We start from the raw sequence: 24,518 nt of genomic DNA on the forward strand, positions 1-24,518 counted from the left end.
ATTCTGATATGAATACCCATGCCTTTTAAAAATTAAATTTCATTATATAGCCGATTTATTCCTGAAAATAAACCGGTTATCTTTCACAGCTTAACATCATGAAAAAAACATCATTCATCGCAGGAATAAAGGAAAATTTCCCTTCAGGCCTCGTTGTATTTCTGGTAGCACTGCCCCTGTGCCTGGGAATCGCTTTAGCATCAGGAGCACCGCCTTTGTCCGGGATTATCGCCGGAATTGTAGGAGGATTGGTTGTAGGTACCATCAGCAACTCGAATATTTCGGTTTCTGGACCGGCCGCAGGGCTGACGGCCATCGTTTTAACGGCTATTAAAGATCTGGGGGCTTTCGAGCTTTTCCTTTGTGCCGGGCTTATCGCCGGGCTTATCCAGCTTATACTGGGTTTCATCAGGGCCGGAAGCATTTCCAACTATTTCCCGAATAACGTAATTGAAGGAATGCTTGCCGCCATCGGGATCATCATCATTTTAAAGCAGGTTCCGCACGCGCTCGGATTCGACAAGGATTATGAAGGTCACGAATCGATTTTCGACAACGGCCTGAACTTCGGGTATTTCACTGAATTATTCGGAGCGGTTCAACCGGGAGCTATTATTATCACCCTGATTTCCATGGTAATTCTCATTACCTGGGATAAAGTATATGCCCTGAGAAGGATTAAAATGCTTCCGGGTGCTTTGGTAGCGGTAGTAATGGGAATTATCCTGAATGAAGTTTTTAAAATGACCGGCAGTTCACTGGCCATCCAGTCGCAGCATCTGGTTTCATTACCGGTTCCGCAGTCTTTTGATGACTTCAAAAACCTGGTGACCATGCCTGATTTTGCAGGATTTACCAATCCGAAAGTATGGATCGCCGGAGCAACCATTGCGATTGTCGCTTCTATTGAAACCCTGCTTTGTATCGAGGCTTCGGACCGATTGGATATCCAGCGGAGAATAACCGATACCAACCTTGAGCTGAAAGCCCAGGGAATCGGGAACCTCATCAGTTCCTTTATCGGCGGGCTTCCGATGACTTCGGTGGTGGTAAGAAGCTCTGCCAATGCCAATGCGGGAGCCACATCCAAGATGTCTACGGTCATCCACGGGATTTTGCTGCTCATCTGTGTCCTGTCGATCCCTGTGGTATTAAATTTAATTCCTCTGGCTACTTTGGCTGCAGTTTTGATTATGGTGGGATATAAATTGGCTAAACCTGCAACGTTCAGACATTTCTGGCATCTGGGGAAATTCCAGTTTATTCCCTTTGTGGCAACGGTAGTTGCCGTTGTAGCCACAGACCTTCTGAAAGGCGTCGGGATCGGACTTGCCATTTCGGTTTTTTATATCCTGCAGGGGAATATGAAAAGGGCTTATTACCTGAGCCGGAAAGAGCTGGATGATGCAGACGGGATTACGATAAAGCTGGCGGAAGAAGTATCATTTTTAAATAAGGCAGCCATTAAAAAAACGCTGAAAAACATTAAACCGAATTCTACGGTAACCTTCGATGCAAGAGGAACATCCTATATTGCAACCGATGTTCTGGAAATGATCCAGGATTTTGCCAACATCCGGGCAAAAGAAGAAGACATCACCGTGGAGCTCTTAGGCTTTAAGACCTCATACCGGGATTATGAAAGAGACGAAGATTCCCATATTCTCGTAACCCATAAAAGGGCAATGTAAATTCTTTTCCCGAATTTAACCTTATAAAATACAATTCAAAATAAATAATAAATTATATGAAAGCACACACGCACGAAACCCAGGCCACTATTACTCCTGAAAGAGCATTGGAATTCCTGAAAGAAGGAAACCAGAGATTTGTAAACAACCTGAAAGCCAACAGAGACCTTCTGGAACAGGTGAACGCTACCCGTGAAGGACAGTGGCCTTTTGCCGTAGTTCTCAGCTGTATCGACAGCCGTACTTCCGCAGAGCTGATCTTTGACCAGGGGCTGGGGGATGTTTTCAGCATCAGGATTGCAGGTAACTTCGTCAATCAGGATATCCTGGGCTCGATGGAGTTCGGATGCAATGTAGCAGGTTCCAAACTTGTCGTGGTTTTGGGACATACAAAATGCGGCGCGCTGAAAGGCGGTCTTGATGCAGCACAGATTGAAGGAATGGGAATGGATAACCTGAACCACCTGATCAACCATTTTGATCCGATCATCGATAAGATCATCGAAAACGGTGAAGAGCGTTCTTCTGCTAATGCCGAACTGCTTGAAAGGCTGAACCAGCACAATGTAAAAAATGCCATCGAAGACATCCGTAAGCAGAGCTCTACCCTGAGAAGACTTGAAGAAGAAGGGAAAATCAAGATCGTGGGTGCCAACTACGATGTTGAGACGGGAGTGGTAAACTGGCTGTAACAGGCTGATCCCTTTCTACAGAAGGATCTTCATCACAGGAATGTTATCTTTAGATAAATTGGAAATTAACTTTTTAAAATTCCAAGAGAAGGCTGCCGGATCCGGCAGCCTTTTTGATTTTCTTAGTATGGATTATTGAAGTTAGAAATAGTCAGCTTAAATTGATCCCAAAAATCATTACATTTGACCTTGGTAAACAAGAATCCCTCTTTGCATGAAAAAGACCGTTAATATCCTTCTTATTGCTTTTCTCATTTTATTCAGCGGGCTGGCCCAGGCTCAGAAAACAGTAAGCGATACTTTAGCGTATGCTAAAAAATTCCAGACGAATAAAGAAAAGTATATCGGGAAGAAGTTTTCCCTGCTGTTGAAAGACATGACCCAGCTTCCGTTTAAAAAGGCAAAATCCGACATTAAAGAAGACAGGGATAATCCCCTGCCGGGTACTTCGTTCAGGTTTTCCGATAAAGATATTGATGCTTACGGACAGGTAACGGTCGTAATCAAGTGGAAACCTGATAATACGCCTACCACTCCCCTTGAATTTTTCGAGCAGGAGCACAATTATGGATTTACCGTGAGTGAGAAAAACTTCTTCGAAAATAAAATCATCCAGGACATTGTGGTTTACAAACAATAAACCTCCAATTCCGGAGGTTTATTTATTCTGATCATTATTTATTTACCGTTGAACGCAGACATGGTATTGCTGATGCCTGCAAAAACAAACGACAGGGCCGCTTTCGAAAACTTTTCAATTCTCTCGGCCAGCTTTTTATTTTCTTCCTCATTCCAGGTACCCAGCACATAATCCACCTGTCTGCCTTCTGAAAAGTCTGCAGAAATCCCGAACCGGAGGCGCGCATAATTCTGGGTCTGCAAAACTTCATTGATGTTTTTTAGCCCGTTGTGCCCGGCATCGGAACCTTTTCCCTTCATCCGCAGGGTCCCGAACGGAAGCGCAAGATCATCCGTAACGATCAGCACATTTTCCAACGGGATATTTTCTTTCTGCATCCAATAGCGCACTGCATTACCGGAAAGGTTCATATAGGTATCCGGTTTCAGCACCAGTACCCTTCTTCCTTTATACTTTCCATCAGCCATCCATCCGAAATTAGTGGTACTGAATGAAACCTCCAGCATTCCGGCAATTTTATCCGCTACCTTGAAGCCGATGTTGTGACGGGTATTTTCATATTCGGCGCCTTTGTTTCCAAGCCCGACGATTAAATATTTCATTGCGGAATTTTTTGCAAAATTAAGGCATTCTGAATAAAAAAGCCCAATCCCGGAGAGATTGAGCTTCAATATTGTTTAGATTATTCTTACAAAGGCTTGTAAATATAGTTTACGCCGTATCCTTTTCTCATATACGTCTGAGCGTCGTAGTTATAATTGGTCGAGAAAAAAACCGAAGTCGGAATAGGCTGCGCAAGATTTGTAATGGAATATCTTGTCGGGCTGTTCGGTGATAAGATCCAGCTTTTTACTTCATTATTCTGTGTAGATAAAATTCTTGAAATTTTATAAACCTGCGGAAGCAAGGTAAACGGATTTATTTTATCATCATAATTGGAATATTCGAAGCTAAGCTTTTCGCTGGGGGCTGCCATTACGCTTCCCGTTATATTCCCTCCGAATTTTGTTACTTTAGAAACATTGTCTCCTGAGTATTCAAACTTCACCTTTGAATATTTGTTGTAAGAAGGAGCTCCTGCTACTTCAGGGCCGGTTCTCATATTGATGGAATCAAGCTTTGATGTTGTTGCTGAATACTTGATACCGTAAATTGTTTTCGTCTTTTGATAAAGGGTTTGCGGCCCCGGCGCTGCTACCGTGTAAGGTGCAGTAGTACTTCTTTTGAAGAATGACCGGCTTTCGGAAACGGTTTCCAGCCTTCCCGTACTTCCGTAAGTAAATTGTTGGTTATAGGTAATACTGTCTTTATCCAGTTTCCCGTTTCCGTCAAGATCCAGGAATCCTCTGAAATCTACCCTGCTGATCTTGTCTCCGCTCCATGCGATATCTGCCGTGGAATTCATACTGTCGGTAACCACTTTGGATAGCTGCAGCCCATTGTAATAATACGTAGCCAGCGTATCTGAATCCGTGATTTCCCTATATAAAGCTCTCGGACCGTTAAGCCCTGAATTGCTGTTGATATCAACCAGCGGATCTCCGTTCTCATCCATTATTTCTTTACAAGAATGAACTGAAGAAACACCCACCAGTATTAAAATAAAATAAAAAAGTCGTTTCATTCCAAAGGGGATTATTTATTTTGTCAAAAATATAATTTTTTTTTGAATAAAAAGTATCTTTTTACTCATATAACGATAAAACCATTAAAAGATCATTCTTCTTTATAACGGTTTATACAGGTATTTAATGGTCTGGTTAACATCTGAAACCGGATAATTCTGAGAATCGTACATATAACCTTTCGGGTAAGACATCTGCGGACCGGAAGGACTCTGCATGGTTATTTTTCCGACATTGTTGATCGAAAGCATATGGGCGTTGATCTGCGTCAATGTAGAAGCTACCATGAAATATTCCTTTGGTAAAGTAGTATAAGGATTAACTTTGGTATCATAATTATCAAAGTAATACATTGTGGTAGAAGCAGTGGAGGCAGTAGGCGTTCCCCCGCTCATCATCATTCTCGTATAGTCCAGTTTTACAATATTCCCTGCCGAATAAGTAAATTTCATTTCATTATAAAAGGAATATGAAGAACTTCCGCCTACCTTTTTCTTTTCTACAATCCGGTACAGGCTTCCGCCGGCATCATAATATACGGTAAAATCGCTATGGTTGGCAGAACCCATAATTGACTGATCCATGGTAAATGACGACAGTTTTCCACCGGTATAGGTAAGTGCATAGAGATTATCCGTCGCATGCGGATTTGTATTATCCTGGATTTTGATCTGAGTAACGGAAGATCCGGCATACGTTACCGTTGAAACCGTGGCATTGGCAGATCCGGCATCTCGTACATATACCAGCGAGAGCATTCCTCCGTTGGTTATATATTCCTCAAGATCCTTGGTCCCGTTGCTCACTTTGCTCAAGATTCTCGGTCCGCTAATCGTGGCACTGGGTATCGTATTATTATTCTGATTCGGCGGATCTTCTGTGGTATTATCACAAGAGGTCACAAAACCCAATGCTAAAGCGGCCAGAGAAGAAAGAAAGTATTTTTTTTTCATAAATTATTAATTTTTAATGCCGTCAAATATAATTTATTTTCACCTAACAAGAAGTTAAAAATCACAAATAAATCATCTTTAAAATAAAAAATCTAAAAACTTCCGTTTTTAGATTAGAATATTGATGCTCATTCTTTTAATAAGGCTGGAGAACAGAAGTCGTCAGCACAGATTGTGACATATCTGAATTTAAAAAGGTTGCATTCACTGCTGTTCCGATACCCAGCGTTCCCGAGTTCAGGTTCCTCTTGGTACATGCTACTTTTACCGAGTAATTATTTTTAGGAGTTACGTTTGTAAGGGTAGCATTCAGGTTGAAAATTTTATAGGATCCGTCCATACCGATCAGAACATCGGTTCTTACGGCTTTCAGCAGATCATCCACAAATATCCCGCAGGCAAATCCTGAAGACGAAGCACCGTTGGCTGTTTTCTGTGCCGTAGTCTGAAAAGCAAATACCACTTTATTGGTCGTGTTGGTTACCGAATAGGTATCTGTTGTTCCCGGAAGTACTGTCCACGCACTGGTAATGGCAGCGTTTTCGGTATAAGGACTTGTTGATCCGTTCGCCCCGCTGAATACTGCCCCGGTTGTATCCGAAACCGTATTCATGGAAAACAGAGACATACTGCCCTGCCCGTCTGCAATCTTAATGTTCTTCCAGTCGTTTACGGTAAGATCGGAACTGTTGTGGAAGATATTCCCGGCAGCCCCCGCCGCACCTTTTACCGTACCGGTTCCGCCCGTCCTTAATTCTTTCGCTACATTAAGGTCTCCGTTTATATCCAGTTTACCTACCGGGGTTGTTGTTTTTATACCCACCTGAGCGTACACGCCAAACGAAAACACACATCCCGTTAAAAAAAATATTTTTTTCATAATTAGTTTAAAATTGAATTGAATACCTGCGGTACTTCATAAACATCCACTTTCAGGGAAGACTGGGTAATAAAACTATCGATGTTGGTTGCGACATTGGTCCCGATACCCAGGTTCGCTGTCGTGTTATACGATTTCAGCCTGGTACACGCCACACTTACCGAATGGGTGCCTTTCGAGAGATTCTCTGCCATCCCGATCTGGTTATGAGTAATAAATGTACTGGAAGATGTACTCGCCTTTAAATTCCGCTGTCTGAGGTTGACCAGCTTGTCATCTACAAAAATACCGCACGCATAATCTATTGAAATATCGGTTGCTGTATTGGACGGAAAGTTTGCCTGAACTACGGTTTCAAACTGAAAATACGTCTTGCTTTCCGTACTGTATACGGTAAAAGGCTGGGACAGCTGATCGATCTTTTTAAACTGGGTCAGGCTGCTGTAATTTGCATTTTTCACCAGTGACGCAGACCGGTTGAAGCTGCTCGCCTGCTCTTCGGTACTGGAAAAGGTAACCCCGGTACGGTCCGAAAAGGAATTGTTGAATATCAGGTAAAATTTGTTCGGTTCGTATTCCGGGATACGGAGCGATCTCCAGATAGGGGGAGACCCTGCCCCCTGCGAAACCAGTATCTGATCGTTATTTCCATGAGAAAGGATGTTATCAGAAGGGATGAAAACAGATAATTTTCCTCTGAGGTTGGCATCACCGTTAACATCCAGTGTTGCCTGCGGGGTTTTTGTATTAATACCTACTTGCGCGTTCAGCAAAAGGCTGGCAGCAGTGCAGAACAGTAAAAATAAATTCTTCATAAATCAGATTAATTGGTTTTATAGGTTACATACTCGATGATATCCACTTTAAAATCGGATTCCAGATTAAAAGCATTGGATATGGTATTGCTGTTGGAAATATTACGGCCGATGGTAAATTGGGAATCGATGCTGGAAGATTCGATCTTCCGGCAGGCAACCTCCACTTTCTGCGTACCTACAGGAACATTTTGCTCCGTATAATTCAGGGTGAATATATAATCCTGGAAGCCGTTCTTATCCGTATTGTTATTGGAAGCAATTCTGTCGGGGCGAACCGCCACCACCTTATTGTTCCGGAAGACACCACAGGTAAAAGTGATACTCTGAGAAGTTGCAGCGGCAGGAGCCTTCATCTCTACACCCGTCTGAAACTGATAGGTCAGCCTGTTTTTTCCATTTTTAATAATAAAATTATCTACAAGACCTGGTATCTTCACCCAGTTTCCGCCGGAAGTATCTGAAATATCGCTTCCTACCGTATTTTTATAAATACCGTCACCGGCCACACCGTTTGAAAGCCCGCTGATACCGGTCTGGTCGGAAGTTAAATAAGAATTGATTAGTTTATACTGGCCTTCTTCCATAAAGGACACATTCACGGATTTCCATACAGGAGGCAATCCTTCTCCCTGCGACACCAAAACCTGTCCGTTCAGTCCGGGATTACCGGCCGTACCCGAAGTACCGCCTACTCTAAGTTCTTTTCGCAAAGTGGTGCTTCCGTTCACATCAAGAAGCGCATTAGGTGAGCTCGTACCTATTCCCACTTGGGCGTTAACCGATATTGAAAGTGCAATTCCGGCCACGCAGTAATACATCGTTTTCTTCATAATATTGGGGCTGCAAAGGTAACAAAAAAAACGCTAAAAAAGTAGAGATAAAGATCACAACCCAATATAAACTAACTAATTACAGGTTTTTAATCTTTTAAAAAAAATAGAAATATTTCTACGAACAGCTGTTAGTTTTTCATCATTTAATCAAGAAAAATCAATCCCAAAATGAGCCATAAAAGAATAAAACAGCAATTATTTATCAGTAAAAAGTGAATTTTATCCCTGAAGAATAATGAATCATAAAGCCGTTTAAGAAAAATATAAATAACTATAATCTGTTATGTATTAATCCTAGCAACGTGAAAATATCAGGTCGGTACCAATCTCTACACTTGGGAAAAGCAGCAGCCCAATATCCGTATTTTTCGATCTTTATCGTCGTGATCCGGGCCCGGTGATCTCATAGTTATATTCTGATTTTTTTCAAAAACATGAAAAATCTCAGGAAAAAATTTGATGTAACAGCTTAAAATCCTGACCTTATTTTGGTTTTTTACCGTTCGATTTATAAAAAATTTGCCGCATCGAAGCATCGAAGCGGCAATTTATAATCTGAAATCCAGGATTAGTCTTCGCTCTTTAAGATAGACTTCAACAGTGCATTCACTTCATCCACATTGGCAACCCGGTCTTTTCTCATCATCAGCTGATTGCCTTCTTTTCCGGTTTTCTCTTTCAGCTGTGCCTGTGCCGGATTTTTGGTAAGATAGCTGATAATTTTCCTGAATTTACTGGTCTGATAGAACTTATCCTGTGGATTACCCGGGAAATATCCCAGGAAAACACCGTTTTTCATAACAATTTTCTCAAAGCCTATATCCGAGGCCAGCCACTTTAAGCTCACGCTTTTCAGTAGATTAACCGCTTCTTTCGGCAGCTCCCCAAACCGGTCGATCAGTTCCGATTCAAATTTCATCAGGCTTTCTTCATTGTCGATTTCGGCCAGTTTCTGATACAGCAGCAGCCTTTCCTCCGTATTTGAAATATACCAGTCCGGCAGCATCAGCTCGAGGTCTGTATCAATATTTACATCTTTGGTGGTTTTGAAAAGCTTGTTCCTTTCCTCTTCATTCTCAAAAAGATTCTGAAATTCCTCGTCGTCTTTGAGCTCTTCCAAAGCTTCCTGCATCAGCTTCTGGTAGGTTTCAAATCCCATTTCATTAATAAATCCGCTCTGTTCGGCTCCCAGCAGGTCCCCTGCCCCACGGATTTCAAGGTCTTTCATCGCAATCTGGAACCCGCTTCCCAGATCGGAAAACTGTTCAATCGCTTCCAGACGTTTCCTTGCATCGGAAGTCATCATATCATAAGGCGGTGTAATCAGGTAACAGAAGGCTTTCCGGTTGCTTCGTCCGACACGCCCTCTCATCTGGTGGAGATCGGCCATCCCGAATCGGTGGGCATCATTAATAAAAATGGTATTTGCATTCGGAACATCCACGCCGCTCTCTATAATGGTGGTCGACACCAGGACGTCGTATTTTCCTTCCATGAAATCCAGAACATTCTTTTCAAGCTGTTTGCCCTCCATCTGCCCGTGTCCGGTAATTACCCGTGCATCAGGAACAAGCCTCTGGATCAGTCCTGCAATATCTTTAAGGTTTTCCACCCTGTTGTTGATAAAATAGACCTGCCCGTCACGCTGCAGTTCATAGGAAACCGCATCCCGGATAATTTCTTCGCTGAATCCGATGAGCTGGGTATCTACAGGCTGCCGGTTCGGCGGCGGCGTTTTGATCACTGATAAATCCCTTGCAGCCATTAAGGAAAACTGCAAAGTTCTTGGAATAGGTGTTGCCGTCAGCGTTAAAGTATCCACATCGGCTTTTAATGTTTTCAGTTTATCCTTTACCGAAACACCAAACTTATGTTCCTCATCAATAATCAGCAGTCCGAGATCTTTAAATTTCACGGAATTTCCTGCCAGCTGGTGCGTTCCGATAATGATGTCGACTTTCCCGTTCTTAAGGTCCTGTAAGGTTTCCGATTTCTGTTTCGCTGTCCTGAAACGGTTGACGTAGGCTACATTTACCGGAAAATCCTTCAAACGGTCTTTAAAGCTCCGGTAATGCTGAAAAGCAAGGATCGTCGTCGGTACCAACACGGCCACCTGTTTTCCATCCGTTGCTGCCTTGAATGCTGCGCGGATGGCAACTTCTGTTTTACCGAAACCTACATCCCCGCACACCAGACGGTCCATTACGGTATCATTTTCCATATCGCGTTTCACATCGATGGTCGCTTTTTCCTGGTCCGGCGTATCTTCATAAAGGAAACTTGCCTCCAACTCATTCTGCAGGTAAGAATCCGGTGTGTAAGCAAAACCTTTGGCTGATTTCCGCTGCGCATATAATTTAATAAGATCAAAAGCAATCTGTTTTACCCGTGCCTTTGTTTTCTGTTTTAAAGATTTCCAGGTTGGCGATCCCAGTTTGCTCAGGACGATTTCCCGACCTTCCGGACCGTTGTACTTGGAGATTTTATGCAGGGAATGGATGCTTACATAAAGCAGATCGCCGTTCTTGTAGGTAAGCTTAAAACACTCCTGGATTTTGCCGTCGTTGTTCACTTTCACCAGCCCCATGAATTTCCCGATCCCGTGGTCGATGTGCGCAATGTAGTCGCCGATTTTCAGGGACATCAGGTCTTTTAAGGTCAACTGTTCGGATTTGGCAAACGTATTTTTGGCTTTATACCGCTGATAACGGTCGAAGATCTGGTGATCGGTATACACCAGAAATTTGTGTTCGTGGTCTACAAATCCTTCATGAATTTCAGACCTGAAGCTTTTAAAAGGAAGCTCGTGTTCCAGTTCTTCAAAAATAGACTGCAGCCGTTCTCTCTGTTTTTCGGAGGAAAAGGAAATCCAGGTATCGAAGCCTTCCTTCTGTTTTCCTTCAAGATCTTCAATGAGAAGTTCGAAATTTTTATGGAATGAAGGCTGTGCCGTCTGGTCCATTTTCAGTTTCGACAGCTCGATCAGCCCTTCGATGGGAACCGCCCCGAAATCAACGGTCCTGAACTTTTTGTAATCAAACAGAAACTCCTGATCGGAAATAAACAGTTCCTGCGGAGTCTGATGGGCAATATCTTTGCTTAATGTATCATATTTCTCCAGGGATTTTTCATAAAATGCCCTCAATTTCTGCATCCCGACAATTCCGTTTCTGGAAACCACACAGCTTCCCTCCGGCAACAGCTGGAGCAGGGATACCCGGCTGCCGGTTACCGTAAAATTCATATTCGACACCAACTGGAAATCCGTTATCTTATCCACCGAAAGCTGTGTTTCGATGTCGAAGGTCTTGATGCTTTCTACTTCATTTCCAAAAAAGGTAATTCTATAGGGTTTTTCATTGGAGTAAGAGAAGACATCCACAATCCCGCCCCGCACGGAAAACTCTCCCGGCTCGGAAACAAAATCTGCCTGCTGGAAATTATAATGGTTCAGCAGCTCATCTACAAAATCAAAATCGAGCTGATCGCCCACTTTTATATGATGAGAGATCGCCTTGAAATCTTCCTTTTTCAATACTTTTTCAGACAGTGCCCCAATATAGGCTACAATAACTTTAGGAGATTTTCCGGAGGTAATTTTATTGATGGCTTCCGTTCTCAGGACGAGATTGGCATTCTGGGTCTTTTCTACTTGGTAAGGTTCAAGATGAGTCGCGGGAAAGTAAAGGATCTTTTCTTTTCCCAACAGGTCTTCCATTTCCGTATTGGCATACAAAGCATCTTCTTTATCATCTACCACATACAGAATATGTTTTTTCTGCGTCAGGAAAAGCTCAGCCACAAAAAGGGAAGCTGAAGATCCTGCATTGCCTTTTACAGAAATATGCTGATGGTTTTCCAGTTGAATGAAAATCTCCTTTCCAAATTCTTTCTGAAGCAGGTCCGGAAGGAATTTTTCGCTGATGGTTTTTAATTGCATAAAATATTTTGGTATAAACGGCAAAAGCGATTCCGGAAATTTCCGGAACCGTTTGATTCACCCAAAGATAAGGATAAATATTCTTTATAAAAAGGAAAAAAGCAGGATACAGCTGCTCCTTATGCTCCGGCAAATCTTAATTTTTTGCTAAAATTTTAAATCTGAACGTTAAAAAAACCGTCTTTAAACCAAGTGGCACTCTGTTTGAATGGACAGCTTTACAAACCATTTAAGAAATATTATTATGAAAAAAGCAATCAGAATTTTAGGGTTATTCCTGCTAACGTTTTTTGTAGTCACGGCTGTAACATCATGTAGTGATGACGACGATCCTGCAAACAACGACTTCTTTGCAGGGACTTATAGAGGAAGCGTATCCTATAATGGGGACGGAAACAACATCAGCAGCAACGACGGAAGCGTTTTTGTAACAAAAATCGCAAGCGGAACAAAATACAATTTCGCATTTTCGAACAGCATTCCGGATCTTAACGGAGTTGAATTCAACCAACAAGGTGATAATACTTTGGTAATGGTAGGTTCTACCGCTACTTCTTACATCAGAATCGATAACAACGAGTTGAAAATTTTCTATAGTAGAGATGGAAAAACATGGACAGCTAATGCGACGCGATAATTAGCTTTTCATATTTTATGTCAGGGCCTGCTTTTCTTCAAGGGAAAGCAGGTTTTTTTTTAGCCCATAGCGGTAAGATGGAATTACAAACTTCAAGATTCAGATGTTGTCACTTCTAACGAACTCTACATGATTCTTAAAATTATGACAACAAGGTTTAATCTTTTTTTAAGCTGTAATAAACTTTAGTTAAGTTTGAAAAACAAGGCTTTTCAGTCTGTTTTTTGTATACCTTTGAATCAACAAAAAGCAAATTTATCCGCCATGAAAAATTTTTTAACTGCAATGTCTCTTGTTTTAGGACTTGGACTTGCCACAGCTCAACACACGACTCCCGGAGCCGTAAAGACTCAAACGGTAAAAACAACAGTTAAGCCGGTTAAACAGAAAATGCCTGTAGCAGCGGCAAAACCGGCCGCCACTATGAAACCGGCAACGGTACCCGCTCCGGCAAAGATGAAAAAAGACGGAACTCCTGACAAAAGGTACAAGGAGAACAAAAACCTTAAAAAGGACGGAACTCCTGATCAAAGGTACAAAGCCAATAAGTAATCAACATTATAGTTGTTATTTTCATAATCAAATTTCGAAGACCGATGTATACTCATTCATCGGTTTTTTTGTGCCTTATTTTCTGAAAATGCCCTGCAATTCTTCAGTTATTTATAAATTTGATCCATGCTAAACTTCCTAAAGAAAAAAGCCGCTTTAATCTGGGCAAAAAAACACGTCCGGAACACTGAAGAATTCAAAAGAAACCCGGAGAAAAACCAGGAGGAACTGCTGCTGTCTCTAACAGCTGCTGCGAAGAAAACCCTTTTCGGAAGAGAACATGATTTTGAAAACATCAGGTCGGTAAAAGATTTTCAGGACCGGGTAAAAGTAGGCGACTATGAAAACCTGAAACCGTATATCGAAAGGGTGAAAAGAGGCCAGGCCAACATTCTCTGGACCGATGTTCCGGAGTATTTTGCCAAAACTTCCGGGACCACGTCCGGTTCAAAGTATATCCCGATTTCCAAAGAAGGGATGCCTTTTCAGGTGAAAGGCGCTCAAAGCGCGCTTTTCCATTATATAGCGAAAAAAAATAACGCCGACTTTGTCAACGGGAAAATGATTTTTCTCCAGGGAAGCCCCGAATTGGAAGAAGTCTTCGGGATCAAGACCGGCAGGCTTTCCGGAATCGTTGCCCACCATATTCCGCAATATTTACAGAAAAACAGGCTTCCGAGCTGGGAAACCAATATGATTGAAGACTGGGAAGCCAAAGTAGATAAAATCGTGGAGGAAACCGAAAAGGAAAACATGACCCTGATTTCCGGAATTCCGCCGTGGCTGATCATGTATTTTGAAAAGCTTACCGCAAAGCATGGAAAAAAAATCAAGCAGATTTTTCCTAACCTTCAGCTTATCGTAACCGGCGGAGTAAATTATGAGCCGTACCGCGATAAAATGGAAGAGCTGCTGGGCGGACCCGTGGATATTGTCCAGACCTTTCCGGCTTCGGAGGGATTTTTTGCGTTCCAGGATGATTATACCAAAGAAGGGTTATTGCTTTTAACCGATCACGGAATTTTTTATGAGTTTATTCCGCTGGAAGAATACGGAAAGCCGGACGCAGGACGTTTAACCCTGAAAGAGATAGAACTCAATAAAGATTACGCCTTAATTTTAACCACCAATTCCGGACTTTGGGCCTATTCGATCGGCGATGTTGTCCGGTTTATCGACAGGAAGCCTTACCGGATCCTGGTGAGCGGCAGGACCAAACATTTCACTTCCGCTTTCGGCGAACATGTGATTGCTTTTGAAGTGGAAGAAGCCCTGAAGGCAGCCCTGGAAAAATATCCGGCACAAATTACGGAATTCCATCTCGCGCCCCAGGTGAATCCTGCCGAAGGACTTCCGTATCACGAATGGTCTATCGAATTTGAAAAAGAACCCGAAGATCCGGAACTTTTCAGACAGGAACTGGACGACCAGCTAAGGAAACGCAACACTTATTACGATGATCTGATTTCAGGAAATATTCTGCAGAAGCTCCACATCACCAGGTTACGGAAAAATGCCTTTCAGGAATATGCCAAATCACAGGGTAAGCTGGGCGGGCAGAATAAGATCCCCAGACTGGCCAATGACAGAAAAATCGCGGATTTATTGGAAATATATAAACTTCAATGACATTTTTTCAATTCCGGAAACATATATTGGAAAAAAATTATAAATTTGGAAAACTAAAAAATAATAATGAGAGCATCTATACTTTTAAAATCATCTTTATTGACGTCGCTATTTGTCATTTCATCTTGTGCCACTACAAAATACAGTATGGATACCGCTAAAAACGATTACTCCAATCTTCAGGCAGGAAAAATGTATACGGTCATGATGAGGGATGGTTCGAAAAATCAAAAAATGTTATTCCGTAATGTGGAAGGAGACAACCTGATCGGAACTGCAGGCAAAAAAGACAGTACAGTGGTAACGATCCCGAAAGCTAATGTGGCGGCTGTTAGAGACAGCAGAAAAGCAGGTATGGCTACAGGCGCAGTGGTAATCGGTGCAGCCGGAGTAGCAGCATTGGTATTTAGTGCTTCAAGAGCGGACTAAAATAGATTTTATCTTTTAGCCTTCATTTAATTTTTCATTTAAAAAATTATATATAACAATAGCCTCAAGTCAATATTTGAGGCTATTTTTGTCGGATGATGTCGTTTACCCCGTTACAGACGTTGAAAAACGTTGAATTCAGAAACCTTCTTACGGGAAGATTTTTTATTGTTCTGGCTTTCAGAATGCTTGCCACCTTACTTGGCTGGTGGGTGTATCAACTTACAAAAGATCCTTTTTCTATCGGACTTATCGGGCTCTCAGAAGTTATTCCGGCGGTAAGCTGTGCTTTATACGCAGGGCACGTGATCGATATGAATGAGAAAAAAAAATTGCTGCTGATTTGCAATTACGTGTATATTTTCCTGATCGGGCTGTTGCTGATTCCGGCATTTTTAGATGTCCGGATGCATTTTACCGGCCATGAGATTACCTATTTCATTTACGGGGTTATTTTCTTTACTGGGATTGCCAGAGCATTCATAGGACCGATCATCCCGGTGATGATTCCCAAAATTGTAAAAAAAGAAAATCTTCCGAATGCCGTTACTCTCAACCAGGCAACCTTTCTGATCTCTTCAGTCTGCGGACACGCAGCAGGCGGCTTTCTGATCGGCTATTTTGGGATAAAATGGACCCTGTTGGTTATTATCCTACTGATATTTCTGGCCTCATTATTCTTTTTTCAGTTAAATAAACAGTATTCCGAATACAAAAAAGAGAATATTAACGTTATGGATAGTATGCGGGAAGGAATTTCATATATTTTTAAAACAAAAGAAATTCTGGGAGCGCTTTGTCTGGATATGTTTGCTGTTCTTTTCGGAGGTGCCGTTGCGATGATTCCCGTCTATGCAACCGACATCCTGAAAGTAGGAGCAGAAGGTTTCGGACTGCTGAATGCCGCATCTGATATCGGGTCCATGTGCATCATCACCATTCTGTCAGTTGTTCCCTTAAGAAAAAACCAGGGAAAGATCTTGCTTGCTGTTGTTACAGGGTTCGGACTCTGCATTATCGGCTTCGGGCTGTCGACCTGGTACTGGCTTTCTTTCATGTTCCTGGTGATAAGCGGCATGCTGGATGGTATTTCGGTGGTCATCAGAGGTACCATCGTTCAGCTGAAAACCCCGGATAACATCAGGGGACGGGTAATGAGCGTGAATTCCATATTCATTATGTCGAGTAATGAAATGGGGCAGTTTGAAAGCGGGTTATCCGCAAAATTATTAGGGGTGGTACGTTCCGTTGTTTTCGGAGGGACCATGACGGTGCTGATTGCACTGGTTGTGGGAAGTACGAATCCCAAATTAAGAAAAATGCAATATTAAATAAATATTAGCTAAAAAATTAAATAAATATTAAAAACTTAATATTAAATTTAATAATTTTTTATATTTGTTCATAAAATATTTTATATCATGGTTAAAAAACTATTCCTTTTCTTTTCACTGGCGGCAAGTGCCTGCAGCTTTGCCCAAACGTCAACTGAAAAAAGCTTAGCGACCCAGATTGCTAAATTTGAGTCTGCAAAAAAATCCGAGGACTTCCAGCAGTCAAAAGATTACTTCATGCAATATGTTAATACCCTTGCCAGAGGTGCCAAAACAACAAAACAAGACTGGAGGGCTTATTACTATGCTGCCCTATCAATGGTAAGAGGTGAGATCAACGCTCAGCGTGCCGGTAATATGCAGAATATTGACGAAACTTCAGCTTTGGCAGAAAAATACCTTTCCGGAGTGTTTGTAAAAAACCCGGATAACGCAGAAGCAAATATCCTTTTATCCCAGATTTCCGTATTGAAATCATTAAACAATACAGACGGTGCTGCCAACCTGGCCAAAGCAAAAGAATATCTGGCTAAAGCAGAAGCAGCAGACAAAAACAATCCCAGAATCCAGGTAGTGAAAGGAGAGATTGCATTAAATTCTCCGGTAAAAAACGGAGGAGATAAAGAATTGGCAAAAACCTATTTCAATTCGGCTATCGCTAAATTCAAGACGTATAGTAAAAAGTCCGGCCTTGATCCGAATTGGGGAAAAGAAGATGCCGAATATTATCTTTCTACCCTTAAATAACGTATCATAATCAAGATAAATTCTACTGTTATGAAGAAAATCTACCTTATATTACTATTAACCCTTTCACAAATCTTTTTTGCCCAGTCCGATTGCGCGACTGCAATCCGGGTTTGCGGAAACTCAGATATCTCCTATTTTCCTACCGGTCCTGGAGTCGTAGACGACCATGTAGAGGCGAACGGAAGCTGTTTAAGTGCAAACGAACATTTTTCGGTATGGTATGAGTTTACTATAGCAACTGCCGGAACCTTAACGTTTACCATTTCTCCTCAGGCTCCTTTTACTGCAGATTATGATTTTGCAGTATACGGACCCAACAAAACCTGTGGTACCAAGGGGGCGCCGATCCGATGTAATTACGCCGGTGCGCAGCCCGCTCCGAACCAGACGGGATTACAGCTCGGCCTTACGGCCAATGCCGGTGCCTGGAGTCCTGCCATGAATGTACTGCCGGGCGAAACCTATTATCTTATTGTCGATAACTGGTCCGGTGCCAATGCAGCAATGGCTTTCTCATTAACCTGGGGTGGTACGGCTACGTTAACTTCACCATTTAACGATCCCTCCATTCAGCCTAATCCGTTTAATCCGATCGGGCTTCCTGGAGCTGCACCCGCGGATCCAAGAATCATCGAATTATGTGATATTACAGCGCCTTATAATTTCCAGAGCAACAGCGCCAATATCATTAACGGCAATCCGAATTTCTATGTAAAATATTACAGAACATCCAATGATGCTTTAGGAGACGTAAACGCTATTACAGCACCGATTGTTGTAAACAACACAAACACCTACTATTATACCGTCCGTTACCAGGACCCAACCAATCCTAATAACCCGACAAACAAATGCTTTAACATCAACGCATTTAAGTTTAAAGACGTCACCTTTAAGGCAACCAATGCCAGTCTGACGGAATGCAACAACAATAATAACGGCACGGCGGTATATAACCTCACGGCTACGACCTTATATACGCCGACCCCGGGATATACCTATACAACGAAGTATTATCCGACCATTGCGGATGCCAACAACGGAACAAACGAAATCACCACGCCATGGGCCTACACTTCTTCAACAGGAGATGTATATGCAAAAGTAACCACCAACCTCGGATGTACCGATATTGCAAAAATAACCCTGAATTTTCATCCTGTTGTAACCGTTCAGGATATTACCCTTAGATCATGTTTTCTTGCAACAAATCCTGCACTGGCTTCATTTGATGTTACGGCAGCTCCGGTAACATCGCAGGGGGGAACGAAAACTTATTATCCATCGATAACGGATGCCATCGCAGGGACCAATCAGATATTGAATCCTTCAACGTACATTTCTCCAAACGGAATAGTTTTCGTTAAAGTAACCAATTCAAACGGATGTTATGCCGTAGCAAAAGTAACCCTGGTTGTTCTTCCTCCGGTTTATTCCAGCCTTCTGGAAGATAAAATCATCTGTATGGAAGATACCACTACACTGGATGCAGGCCCGGGATTCACGTCTTACAAATGGAGCACCGGCGCAACGTCTCAGAGCATTAACAATGTATCGGTAGGCACGTACTGGGTAGAGCTTAAAACCGGAGAATGTATAGCAAGACAAACGGTAAAGGTATATCCTGCTGAACAGCCTGTTATTTCAAACATCGATATTACCAACAATACCATAACGGCAAATGTTGTCGGAGGAACCGCTCCTTACAAATATTCACTGGACGGAATCAAATGGCAGGACTCCAATATCTTTAATGATGTTCCGAGAGGTGATAATACCCTGTATGTAAAGGATGATTATGACTGTGATCCGATTACGGTAACGGTAGTGGTACCGAACCTGGTAAATGTAATTACACCAAACGGAGACGGTGTCAATGATGTGATCGACTACTCCGCTTTAGCAGGCAAGAAAGGTCTGGTTCTCAGCATCTACGACCGATACGGTGTAAAAGTTGGCCAGGCTGATAAATCCACCGGATACAAATGGGACGGAACCACACTGGGTAAAAAAGTACCTACGGGGACCTACTGGTACTCGGTAGAGTGGAATGAAAACGACAAGAAAAACACACCGTTCAAATTCTCCGGATGGGTAATGGTGAAAAACAGAGAATAAAACGATTGACAATAGAAAAAAACCGCTTGGTAAAAGCGGTTTTTTTCACATTTAATAAACAAGAAATTTAATCATATAAAAATCAGTTATAATGAAGAAATTACTACTTCTGACTGTCCTGTTTCTGTCGCAGTTGCTGTTTTCACAATCAGATTGTGCATCGGCAATCCCGATATGCGGAAACTCAGACATCTCTTATTTCCCTACAGGTCCGGGGATTGTGGATGATCAGGTAAATGCCAACGGAAGCTGTTTGGGTGGGAACGAGCATTACTCCGTGTGGTATCAGTTCACCATAGCAACCTCGGGGACTTTAACATTTACCATTTCTCCACAGGCTCCTTATACAGCCGATTATGATTTTGCAGTATACGGACCTAATGTAACCTGTGCTACCAAAGGGGCACCGATCCGATGCAATTATGCAGGTGCGCAACCTGCACCCAATCAGACAGGATTACAGCTTGGTCTTACAGCCAATAACGTTGCATGGAGCCCTGCAATGGATGTGATAGCCGGCGAAACCTATTATCTTGTCGTAGACAACTGGTCCGGTGCGGCGGCCGCTATGGCCTTTTCAATGACCTGGGGAGGCACCGCTACGTTAACCTCAGCCTTCACCGATCCTGCATTAACGCCGAACCCTTTTATTACACCAGGTGCACCGGCAGCAAACCCGGCTGATCCGAATGAGATCCTGAAATGTGCTTTACCGACGATGTTTGATTTCAGTACATTATCGGCAGGAATCATCAACAATAACCCGAACTTTACGGTAACTTATCATTTGACAAGTAATGATGCGATTACAGGAAATTCGCCGATCACCACACCAATCATGGTAAATGCAACGACCGTTTATTATTACAGACTCAAATATACGGATCCGGCAAACCCTGCCAATCCGATAAACGGCTGTTTCCAGATCGGGAAGTTTAAATTCAGGTCAGGAAATATCGTTGTGAATAATGCCACCATAACCGCATGTAATTATGATGATACCGGTATAGGCTACTTCGACCTGAACTCAGCAAACGTTTATGCACCGACGAATGTAACAAAAACGTATTATCCGACCATGGCCGATCTTAATGCAGGCACCAACCAGATTGCCACGCCTTCATCGTATGCCTCGGCTCCTAATAAAGTTTATGTAAAAATCGTTACCAGCGAAGGATGTGTGGGAACCGGGGAAATTACCCTGCAGTTCCTGCCGGCTCTGACTGTGGTTCCGGCTACCGTAAATGCATGTAACAATAACAATGTGGGAACCGGAGTTTTCAATCTGACGACTCCTGATGTTTACCCTACATCTACCAACGTTACGAAAAAATATTATCCTACCATTGTGGATATGAATGCAGGGACCAATGAGATCACCAATCCTGCCGCTTATACTTCTGCTGCACCGAAAACAGTATATGTAAAAGTAAGAACGCCGCAGGGATGTACCGGGTACAACCAGATCAAACTGGAGTTCTATCCCGGAGTAGTGGTAAATGATGCCAGCGTGGAAGAATGTTATATTGAATCCAACATTACCAATGCAGCCTTTGACCTGACTCAGGTAAACGTAACGTCCCAACCCAGCGTTACTAAAAAGTATTTCAAAACCCAGGCAGATGCTGTTGCAGGAACCAATGAAATCTTAAATGCTGATACGTATATCGCAACCACAGGTGTTGTTTATGTAAAAGTAATCAGCATACAAAACTGTTATGCGATTGCCAAAATCAACCTGAAAGTTCTGCCTCCTGTAAAATCCAACGTTCTTAAAGACAAGATCATTTGTATTGAAAACAAAACGACGCTGGATGCAGGTCCGGGTTTTGACGGCTACGAATGGAGCACCGGTGCTACCACTTCATCCATCACTAATATAGGCGCCGGAGCATATTGGGTAAAACTGAAAACAGGAAAATGCTGGACGTTGCAGGAAGTAAAAGTAAATGCTTCTGCCCAGCCTGTGATTACCAATATTGAAATCAACAATGATTCATTTACGGTAACGGTTAACGGAGGAAAAGGCCCTTACCAGTATTCCCTTGATGGTACCAACTGGCAGGATTCCAATGTTTTCACCGGTCTTCCGAGAGGGGAAAACAAAGTGTATGTGAGAGATTCCTACAACTGTAACCCGATCAGCGTTCAGGTAACGGTTCCCAACCTTCTGAATGCCATCACACCGAACGGGGATAATAAAAACGATTATATCGATTACTCCGCTTTAGCCTACAAGAAAAATCTCGTATTCACGGTATATGACCGATACGGAAACATGATTTACAAAGCGGACAAAATAAGAAATTACACGTGGGACGGAACTTCCAACGGTAAAAGAATCGTAACAGGAACCTATTGGTACACCATTACCTGGACCGAAAACGACAAGAACAATACCGAAACGAAATACAGCGGTTGGGTATTGGTAAAAAATATCAACTAAGAGAATCCTTCATATTCAAATTAGAATCACCTCAATCTTGAGGTGATTTTTTTATGCACATCGACGCAATCCCTTTCCTGCAATAAATCCGGATAAGATTGTGTTTATAAATTGTTGAATACTATTTTTTAATTGATTTTCAAAAAAACTATCTTTGCACAACTATGGCGCAGAAAGAAACTTTATCCACCTTAACGAACGGAAACTTTGCAAAAGAACTCTCTATTGCCGATGGGAAAATGCCTCCCAACGCACTGGATTTCGAAAGGCTGGTAATCGGAACTTTTTTAATTGATAAAAAAGGGCTTGACCATTCCATCGATTTACTGACACCGGAGGTTTTTTATGATCCGAGACACCAGGTTATTTTTTCTGCCATTTTAAAATTATACGAAGGCAACCAGCCGGTGGATTTAATGACCATCATTCAGGCGCTGAAAAAAGAAGGGCAGCTGAATCATGCAGGCGGAGACAGCTACATTATCGATCTGACGATGGGGGTAAGCTCATCGGCACATATTGAATATCACGTACGCGTCATTCTTGAAAAGTACATTTTAAGAAGCTTAATTAATGTTTCAGCGAACGTAATTGATGCATCCTATAAAGAATCAACGGATGTTTTTGAATTGCTGGATAAAGCCGAGCAGTCCTTTTTTGAAATCACCAACGGGACCATTAAAAAAGGATTCGATACGGCAAACTCATTGGTAAAGCAGGCCATCGATACCATTAAATCCCTGAAGGACAAAGAAGGGCTTTCCGGAGTCCCTTCCGGATTCCGCGATGTGGATAAAGAAACCGGGGGCTGGCAGAATTCTGACCTGATCATCATTGCGGCACGTCCGGCAATGGGAAAAACGGCATTCCTACTTTCCATGGCCAGAAATATTGCGGTCGGCCATAAAATTCCGATGGCCCTGTTCTCGCTTGAGATGGCCTCGGTACAGCTGATCACGAGGATGATTGCCTCCGAAACCAGGATTTCATCTGAAAAACTCAGAAAAGGAACGCTGGATGACGACGAATGGCAAAGGCTCTTCTCCAATGTATCCGAACTTGAAAATGCACCTTTATATATTGATGAAACCCCTTCCCTTTCCATCTTCGACTTCCGGGCGAAATGCCGGAGACTGGTGATGCAGCATGGGGTGAAAATCATCATGGTGGACTACCTTCAGCTGATGACGGCCGGAGGCGGCGGAAAAGGAGCCGGAAACCGGGAACAGGAAATCTCCATGATCTCCCGTTCATTAAAGGCCATCGCCAAAGAACTGAATGTCCCGGTAATCGCACTTTCCCAGCTTTCGCGAAGTGTTGAAACCCGTCCCGGAAAAAGGCCGCAGCTTTCCGACCTCAGGGAATCCGGAGCCATTGAGCAGGATGCGGATATCGTATCTTTCATCTTCAGACCGGAATATTATAAGATTACCGTCTGGGATAACGATGAAGAAGGGCAGGAAACCTCAACGGAAAACCAGGCCGAGCTTATTATCGCCAAACACAGGAACGGGGCGACAGCCGATGTGCGCCTGTCTTTCCTTAAACACTTTGCAAAATTTGCCGATATCGAAATGGCATTTGACATAGGTAGCGGATCGATGGGGTACAGCTCTAACGGTGGCTTACTGGGAGAGCCGAGCGGTTTCGATAAGATTAAGACCACCATCCAGCCGGGAGCCGCTTTTGATTTGCCGGACAGCTCAAAACTTTCAGGATCTTCCATGAATGATTTTGATGATGATGATGATTTTCCTTTTTAAAAAATTAAGGTTAAATTTTCCTGAATCTTAAACTGAACCTAAGCCTTAGCCTCTACCTGACATGAGAATTGAAATATACACCGACGGAGCATGCAGCGGAAATCCCGGAAAAGGCGGATATGGGATCCTCATGCGCGTTCCTGAAAAAAATTACCAGAAAACATTCTCAAAAGGCTTCCGGAAAACTACCAACAACCGGATGGAACTGCTGGCAGTGATTACTGCGCTGGAAAAACTGAAATCCCCCGACAATGACATCCATGTTTACACCGACAGCAAATATGTAGCGGATGCCATTAACCAGAACTGGCTTGCCGGATGGATCCGGCGCGGTTGGAAAAATGTAAAGAATCCTGATCTATGGCAGAAATTTGCAGTCCTGTACAACCTGCACAAACCTAAGATGCATTGGATCAAAGGCCACGCCGGGCATTTTGAAAATGAGCTGTGCGATAAACTGGCTGTAGCCGCAGCCGCTTCACCGGATCTTGAAACAGATTATTATTTTGAAAGCCTGGAAAACAATACTTTATTTTAAGATCTGATAATATTAAATTTATTTTCAATAATTAATACACTGAAATTCACCCGGTTAAATAAATATTTTAAATAGAACATTCTTTAAAATAACAAACATTACCATTCAATATTTCAGAATCCTTTACTGTTATATTAACATAAAACACGTCCAGCTTCCTTCTTCCATCCTATTAATCCGATTTCTTTTTAAGTTTAAGTTAGCTTATCGTCTACCACTCCGATCCAAAATTTTCATAATTTACCTTTTA

The 24,518-nt window shown here is 42.5% G+C and carries 20 protein-coding genes; 13 read left to right on the forward strand and 7 right to left on the reverse strand.

Annotation, left to right across the window (positions count from 1 at the left end; all coding sequences use genetic code 11):
• The first annotated feature begins 98 nt into the window (after nt 1–98).
• The 3 genes from FY557_RS17120 (at nt 99) to FY557_RS17130 (ending at nt 3,023) form a co-directional block, all read left to right on the forward strand.
• Nucleotides 99–1,691 (forward strand): SulP family inorganic anion transporter, encoded by a 1,593-nt coding sequence (locus FY557_RS17120; RefSeq protein ID WP_149248460.1) that lies wholly within the window; start codon nt 99–101, stop codon nt 1,689–1,691.
• 56 nt (nt 1,692–1,747) lie between these two features.
• Entirely contained in the window at nt 1,748–2,383 is a 636-nt protein-coding gene (locus tag FY557_RS17125) for a carbonic anhydrase family protein (RefSeq protein WP_149248461.1), read from the forward strand.
• A gap of 214 nt (nt 2,384–2,597) precedes the next feature.
• On the forward strand, nt 2,598–3,023 hold the full coding sequence (locus FY557_RS17130) for a hypothetical protein (RefSeq protein WP_149248462.1): 426 nt from the start codon (nt 2,598–2,600) through the stop codon (nt 3,021–3,023).
• Nucleotides 3,024–3,061: 38 nt separating this feature from the next.
• Here FY557_RS17130 and pth read toward each other — a convergent pair whose 3' ends face one another.
• The 7 genes from pth to mfd all read right to left on the reverse strand — a co-directional run bounded on the left by pth (nt 3,062) and on the right by mfd (nt 12,072).
• Nucleotides 3,062–3,625 (reverse strand): aminoacyl-tRNA hydrolase, encoded by a 564-nt coding sequence (pth, locus tag FY557_RS17135; protein ID WP_149248463.1) that lies wholly within the window; start codon nt 3,623–3,625, stop codon nt 3,062–3,064.
• 86 nt (nt 3,626–3,711) lie between these two features.
• Nucleotides 3,712–4,647: a hypothetical protein gene (locus tag FY557_RS17140; RefSeq protein WP_149248464.1), complete on the reverse strand. Its 936-nt coding sequence runs from the start codon at nt 4,645–4,647 to the stop codon at nt 3,712–3,714.
• A 102-nt stretch (nt 4,648–4,749) separates the two neighbouring features.
• A complete protein-coding gene (locus tag FY557_RS17145) occupies nt 4,750–5,601 on the reverse strand; it encodes a hypothetical protein (protein ID WP_149248465.1) in 852 nt (283 codons plus the stop codon).
• 136 nt (nt 5,602–5,737) lie between these two features.
• Nucleotides 5,738–6,481 (reverse strand): hypothetical protein, encoded by a 744-nt coding sequence (locus FY557_RS17150; protein ID WP_149248466.1) that lies wholly within the window; start codon nt 6,479–6,481, stop codon nt 5,738–5,740.
• Between the two features lie 2 nt (nt 6,482–6,483).
• Nucleotides 6,484–7,296, reverse strand: coding sequence for a hypothetical protein (locus FY557_RS17155; RefSeq protein WP_149248467.1), 813 nt, complete (start codon nt 7,294–7,296; stop codon nt 6,484–6,486).
• Nucleotides 7,297–7,304: 8 nt separating this feature from the next.
• Entirely contained in the window at nt 7,305–8,129 is an 825-nt protein-coding gene (locus FY557_RS17160; protein WP_149248468.1) for a hypothetical protein, read from the reverse strand.
• Between the two features lie 571 nt (nt 8,130–8,700).
• Nucleotides 8,701–12,072 carry a transcription-repair coupling factor gene (gene mfd, locus FY557_RS17165; RefSeq protein ID WP_149248469.1) on the reverse strand — a complete coding sequence of 1,124 codons (3,372 nt, stop codon included), beginning with the start codon at nt 12,070–12,072 and terminating at the stop codon, nt 8,701–8,703.
• 244 nt (nt 12,073–12,316) lie between these two features.
• Between mfd and FY557_RS17170 the strand changes: the two genes are divergently transcribed.
• The 10 genes from FY557_RS17170 to rnhA all read left to right on the forward strand — a co-directional run bounded on the left by FY557_RS17170 (nt 12,317) and on the right by rnhA (nt 24,268).
• Nucleotides 12,317–12,709, forward strand: a complete 393-nt coding sequence (locus tag FY557_RS17170) for a hypothetical protein (RefSeq protein WP_149248470.1) — start codon at nt 12,317–12,319, stop codon at nt 12,707–12,709.
• A gap of 264 nt (nt 12,710–12,973) precedes the next feature.
• Nucleotides 12,974–13,261 (forward strand): hypothetical protein, encoded by a 288-nt coding sequence (locus FY557_RS17175; RefSeq protein ID WP_149248471.1) that lies wholly within the window; start codon nt 12,974–12,976, stop codon nt 13,259–13,261.
• A 126-nt stretch (nt 13,262–13,387) separates the two neighbouring features.
• A complete protein-coding gene (locus FY557_RS17180; RefSeq protein WP_149248472.1) occupies nt 13,388–14,890 on the forward strand; it encodes a GH3 auxin-responsive promoter family protein in 1,503 nt (500 codons plus the stop codon).
• 99 nt (nt 14,891–14,989) lie between these two features.
• Complete coding sequence (locus FY557_RS17185) at nt 14,990–15,319, forward strand: hypothetical protein (protein WP_228451821.1); 330 nt, start codon at nt 14,990–14,992, stop codon at nt 15,317–15,319.
• Between the two features lie 95 nt (nt 15,320–15,414).
• A complete protein-coding gene (locus tag FY557_RS17190; RefSeq protein WP_185151757.1) occupies nt 15,415–16,650 on the forward strand; it encodes an MFS transporter in 1,236 nt (411 codons plus the stop codon).
• Between the two features lie 90 nt (nt 16,651–16,740).
• A complete protein-coding gene (locus FY557_RS17195) occupies nt 16,741–17,400 on the forward strand; it encodes a hypothetical protein (protein WP_149248474.1) in 660 nt (219 codons plus the stop codon).
• A 30-nt stretch (nt 17,401–17,430) separates the two neighbouring features.
• Nucleotides 17,431–19,521 (forward strand): T9SS type B sorting domain-containing protein, encoded by a 2,091-nt coding sequence (locus tag FY557_RS17200; RefSeq protein WP_149248475.1) that lies wholly within the window; start codon nt 17,431–17,433, stop codon nt 19,519–19,521.
• A 91-nt stretch (nt 19,522–19,612) separates the two neighbouring features.
• A complete protein-coding gene (locus FY557_RS17205; protein ID WP_228451822.1) occupies nt 19,613–21,967 on the forward strand; it encodes a T9SS type B sorting domain-containing protein in 2,355 nt (784 codons plus the stop codon).
• Nucleotides 21,968–22,131: 164 nt separating this feature from the next.
• Nucleotides 22,132–23,730 (forward strand): replicative DNA helicase, encoded by a 1,599-nt coding sequence (gene dnaB / locus FY557_RS17210; RefSeq protein WP_149248476.1) that lies wholly within the window; start codon nt 22,132–22,134, stop codon nt 23,728–23,730.
• A 61-nt stretch (nt 23,731–23,791) separates the two neighbouring features.
• Nucleotides 23,792–24,268 carry a ribonuclease HI gene (rnhA, locus tag FY557_RS17215; RefSeq protein ID WP_149248477.1) on the forward strand — a complete coding sequence of 159 codons (477 nt, stop codon included), beginning with the start codon at nt 23,792–23,794 and terminating at the stop codon, nt 24,266–24,268.
• Nucleotides 24,269–24,518 lie beyond the last annotated feature (250 nt).

It is taken from the genome of Chryseobacterium sp. SN22 (assembly GCF_008329705.1).
GTDB lineage: Bacteria > Bacteroidota > Bacteroidia > Flavobacteriales > Weeksellaceae > Chryseobacterium.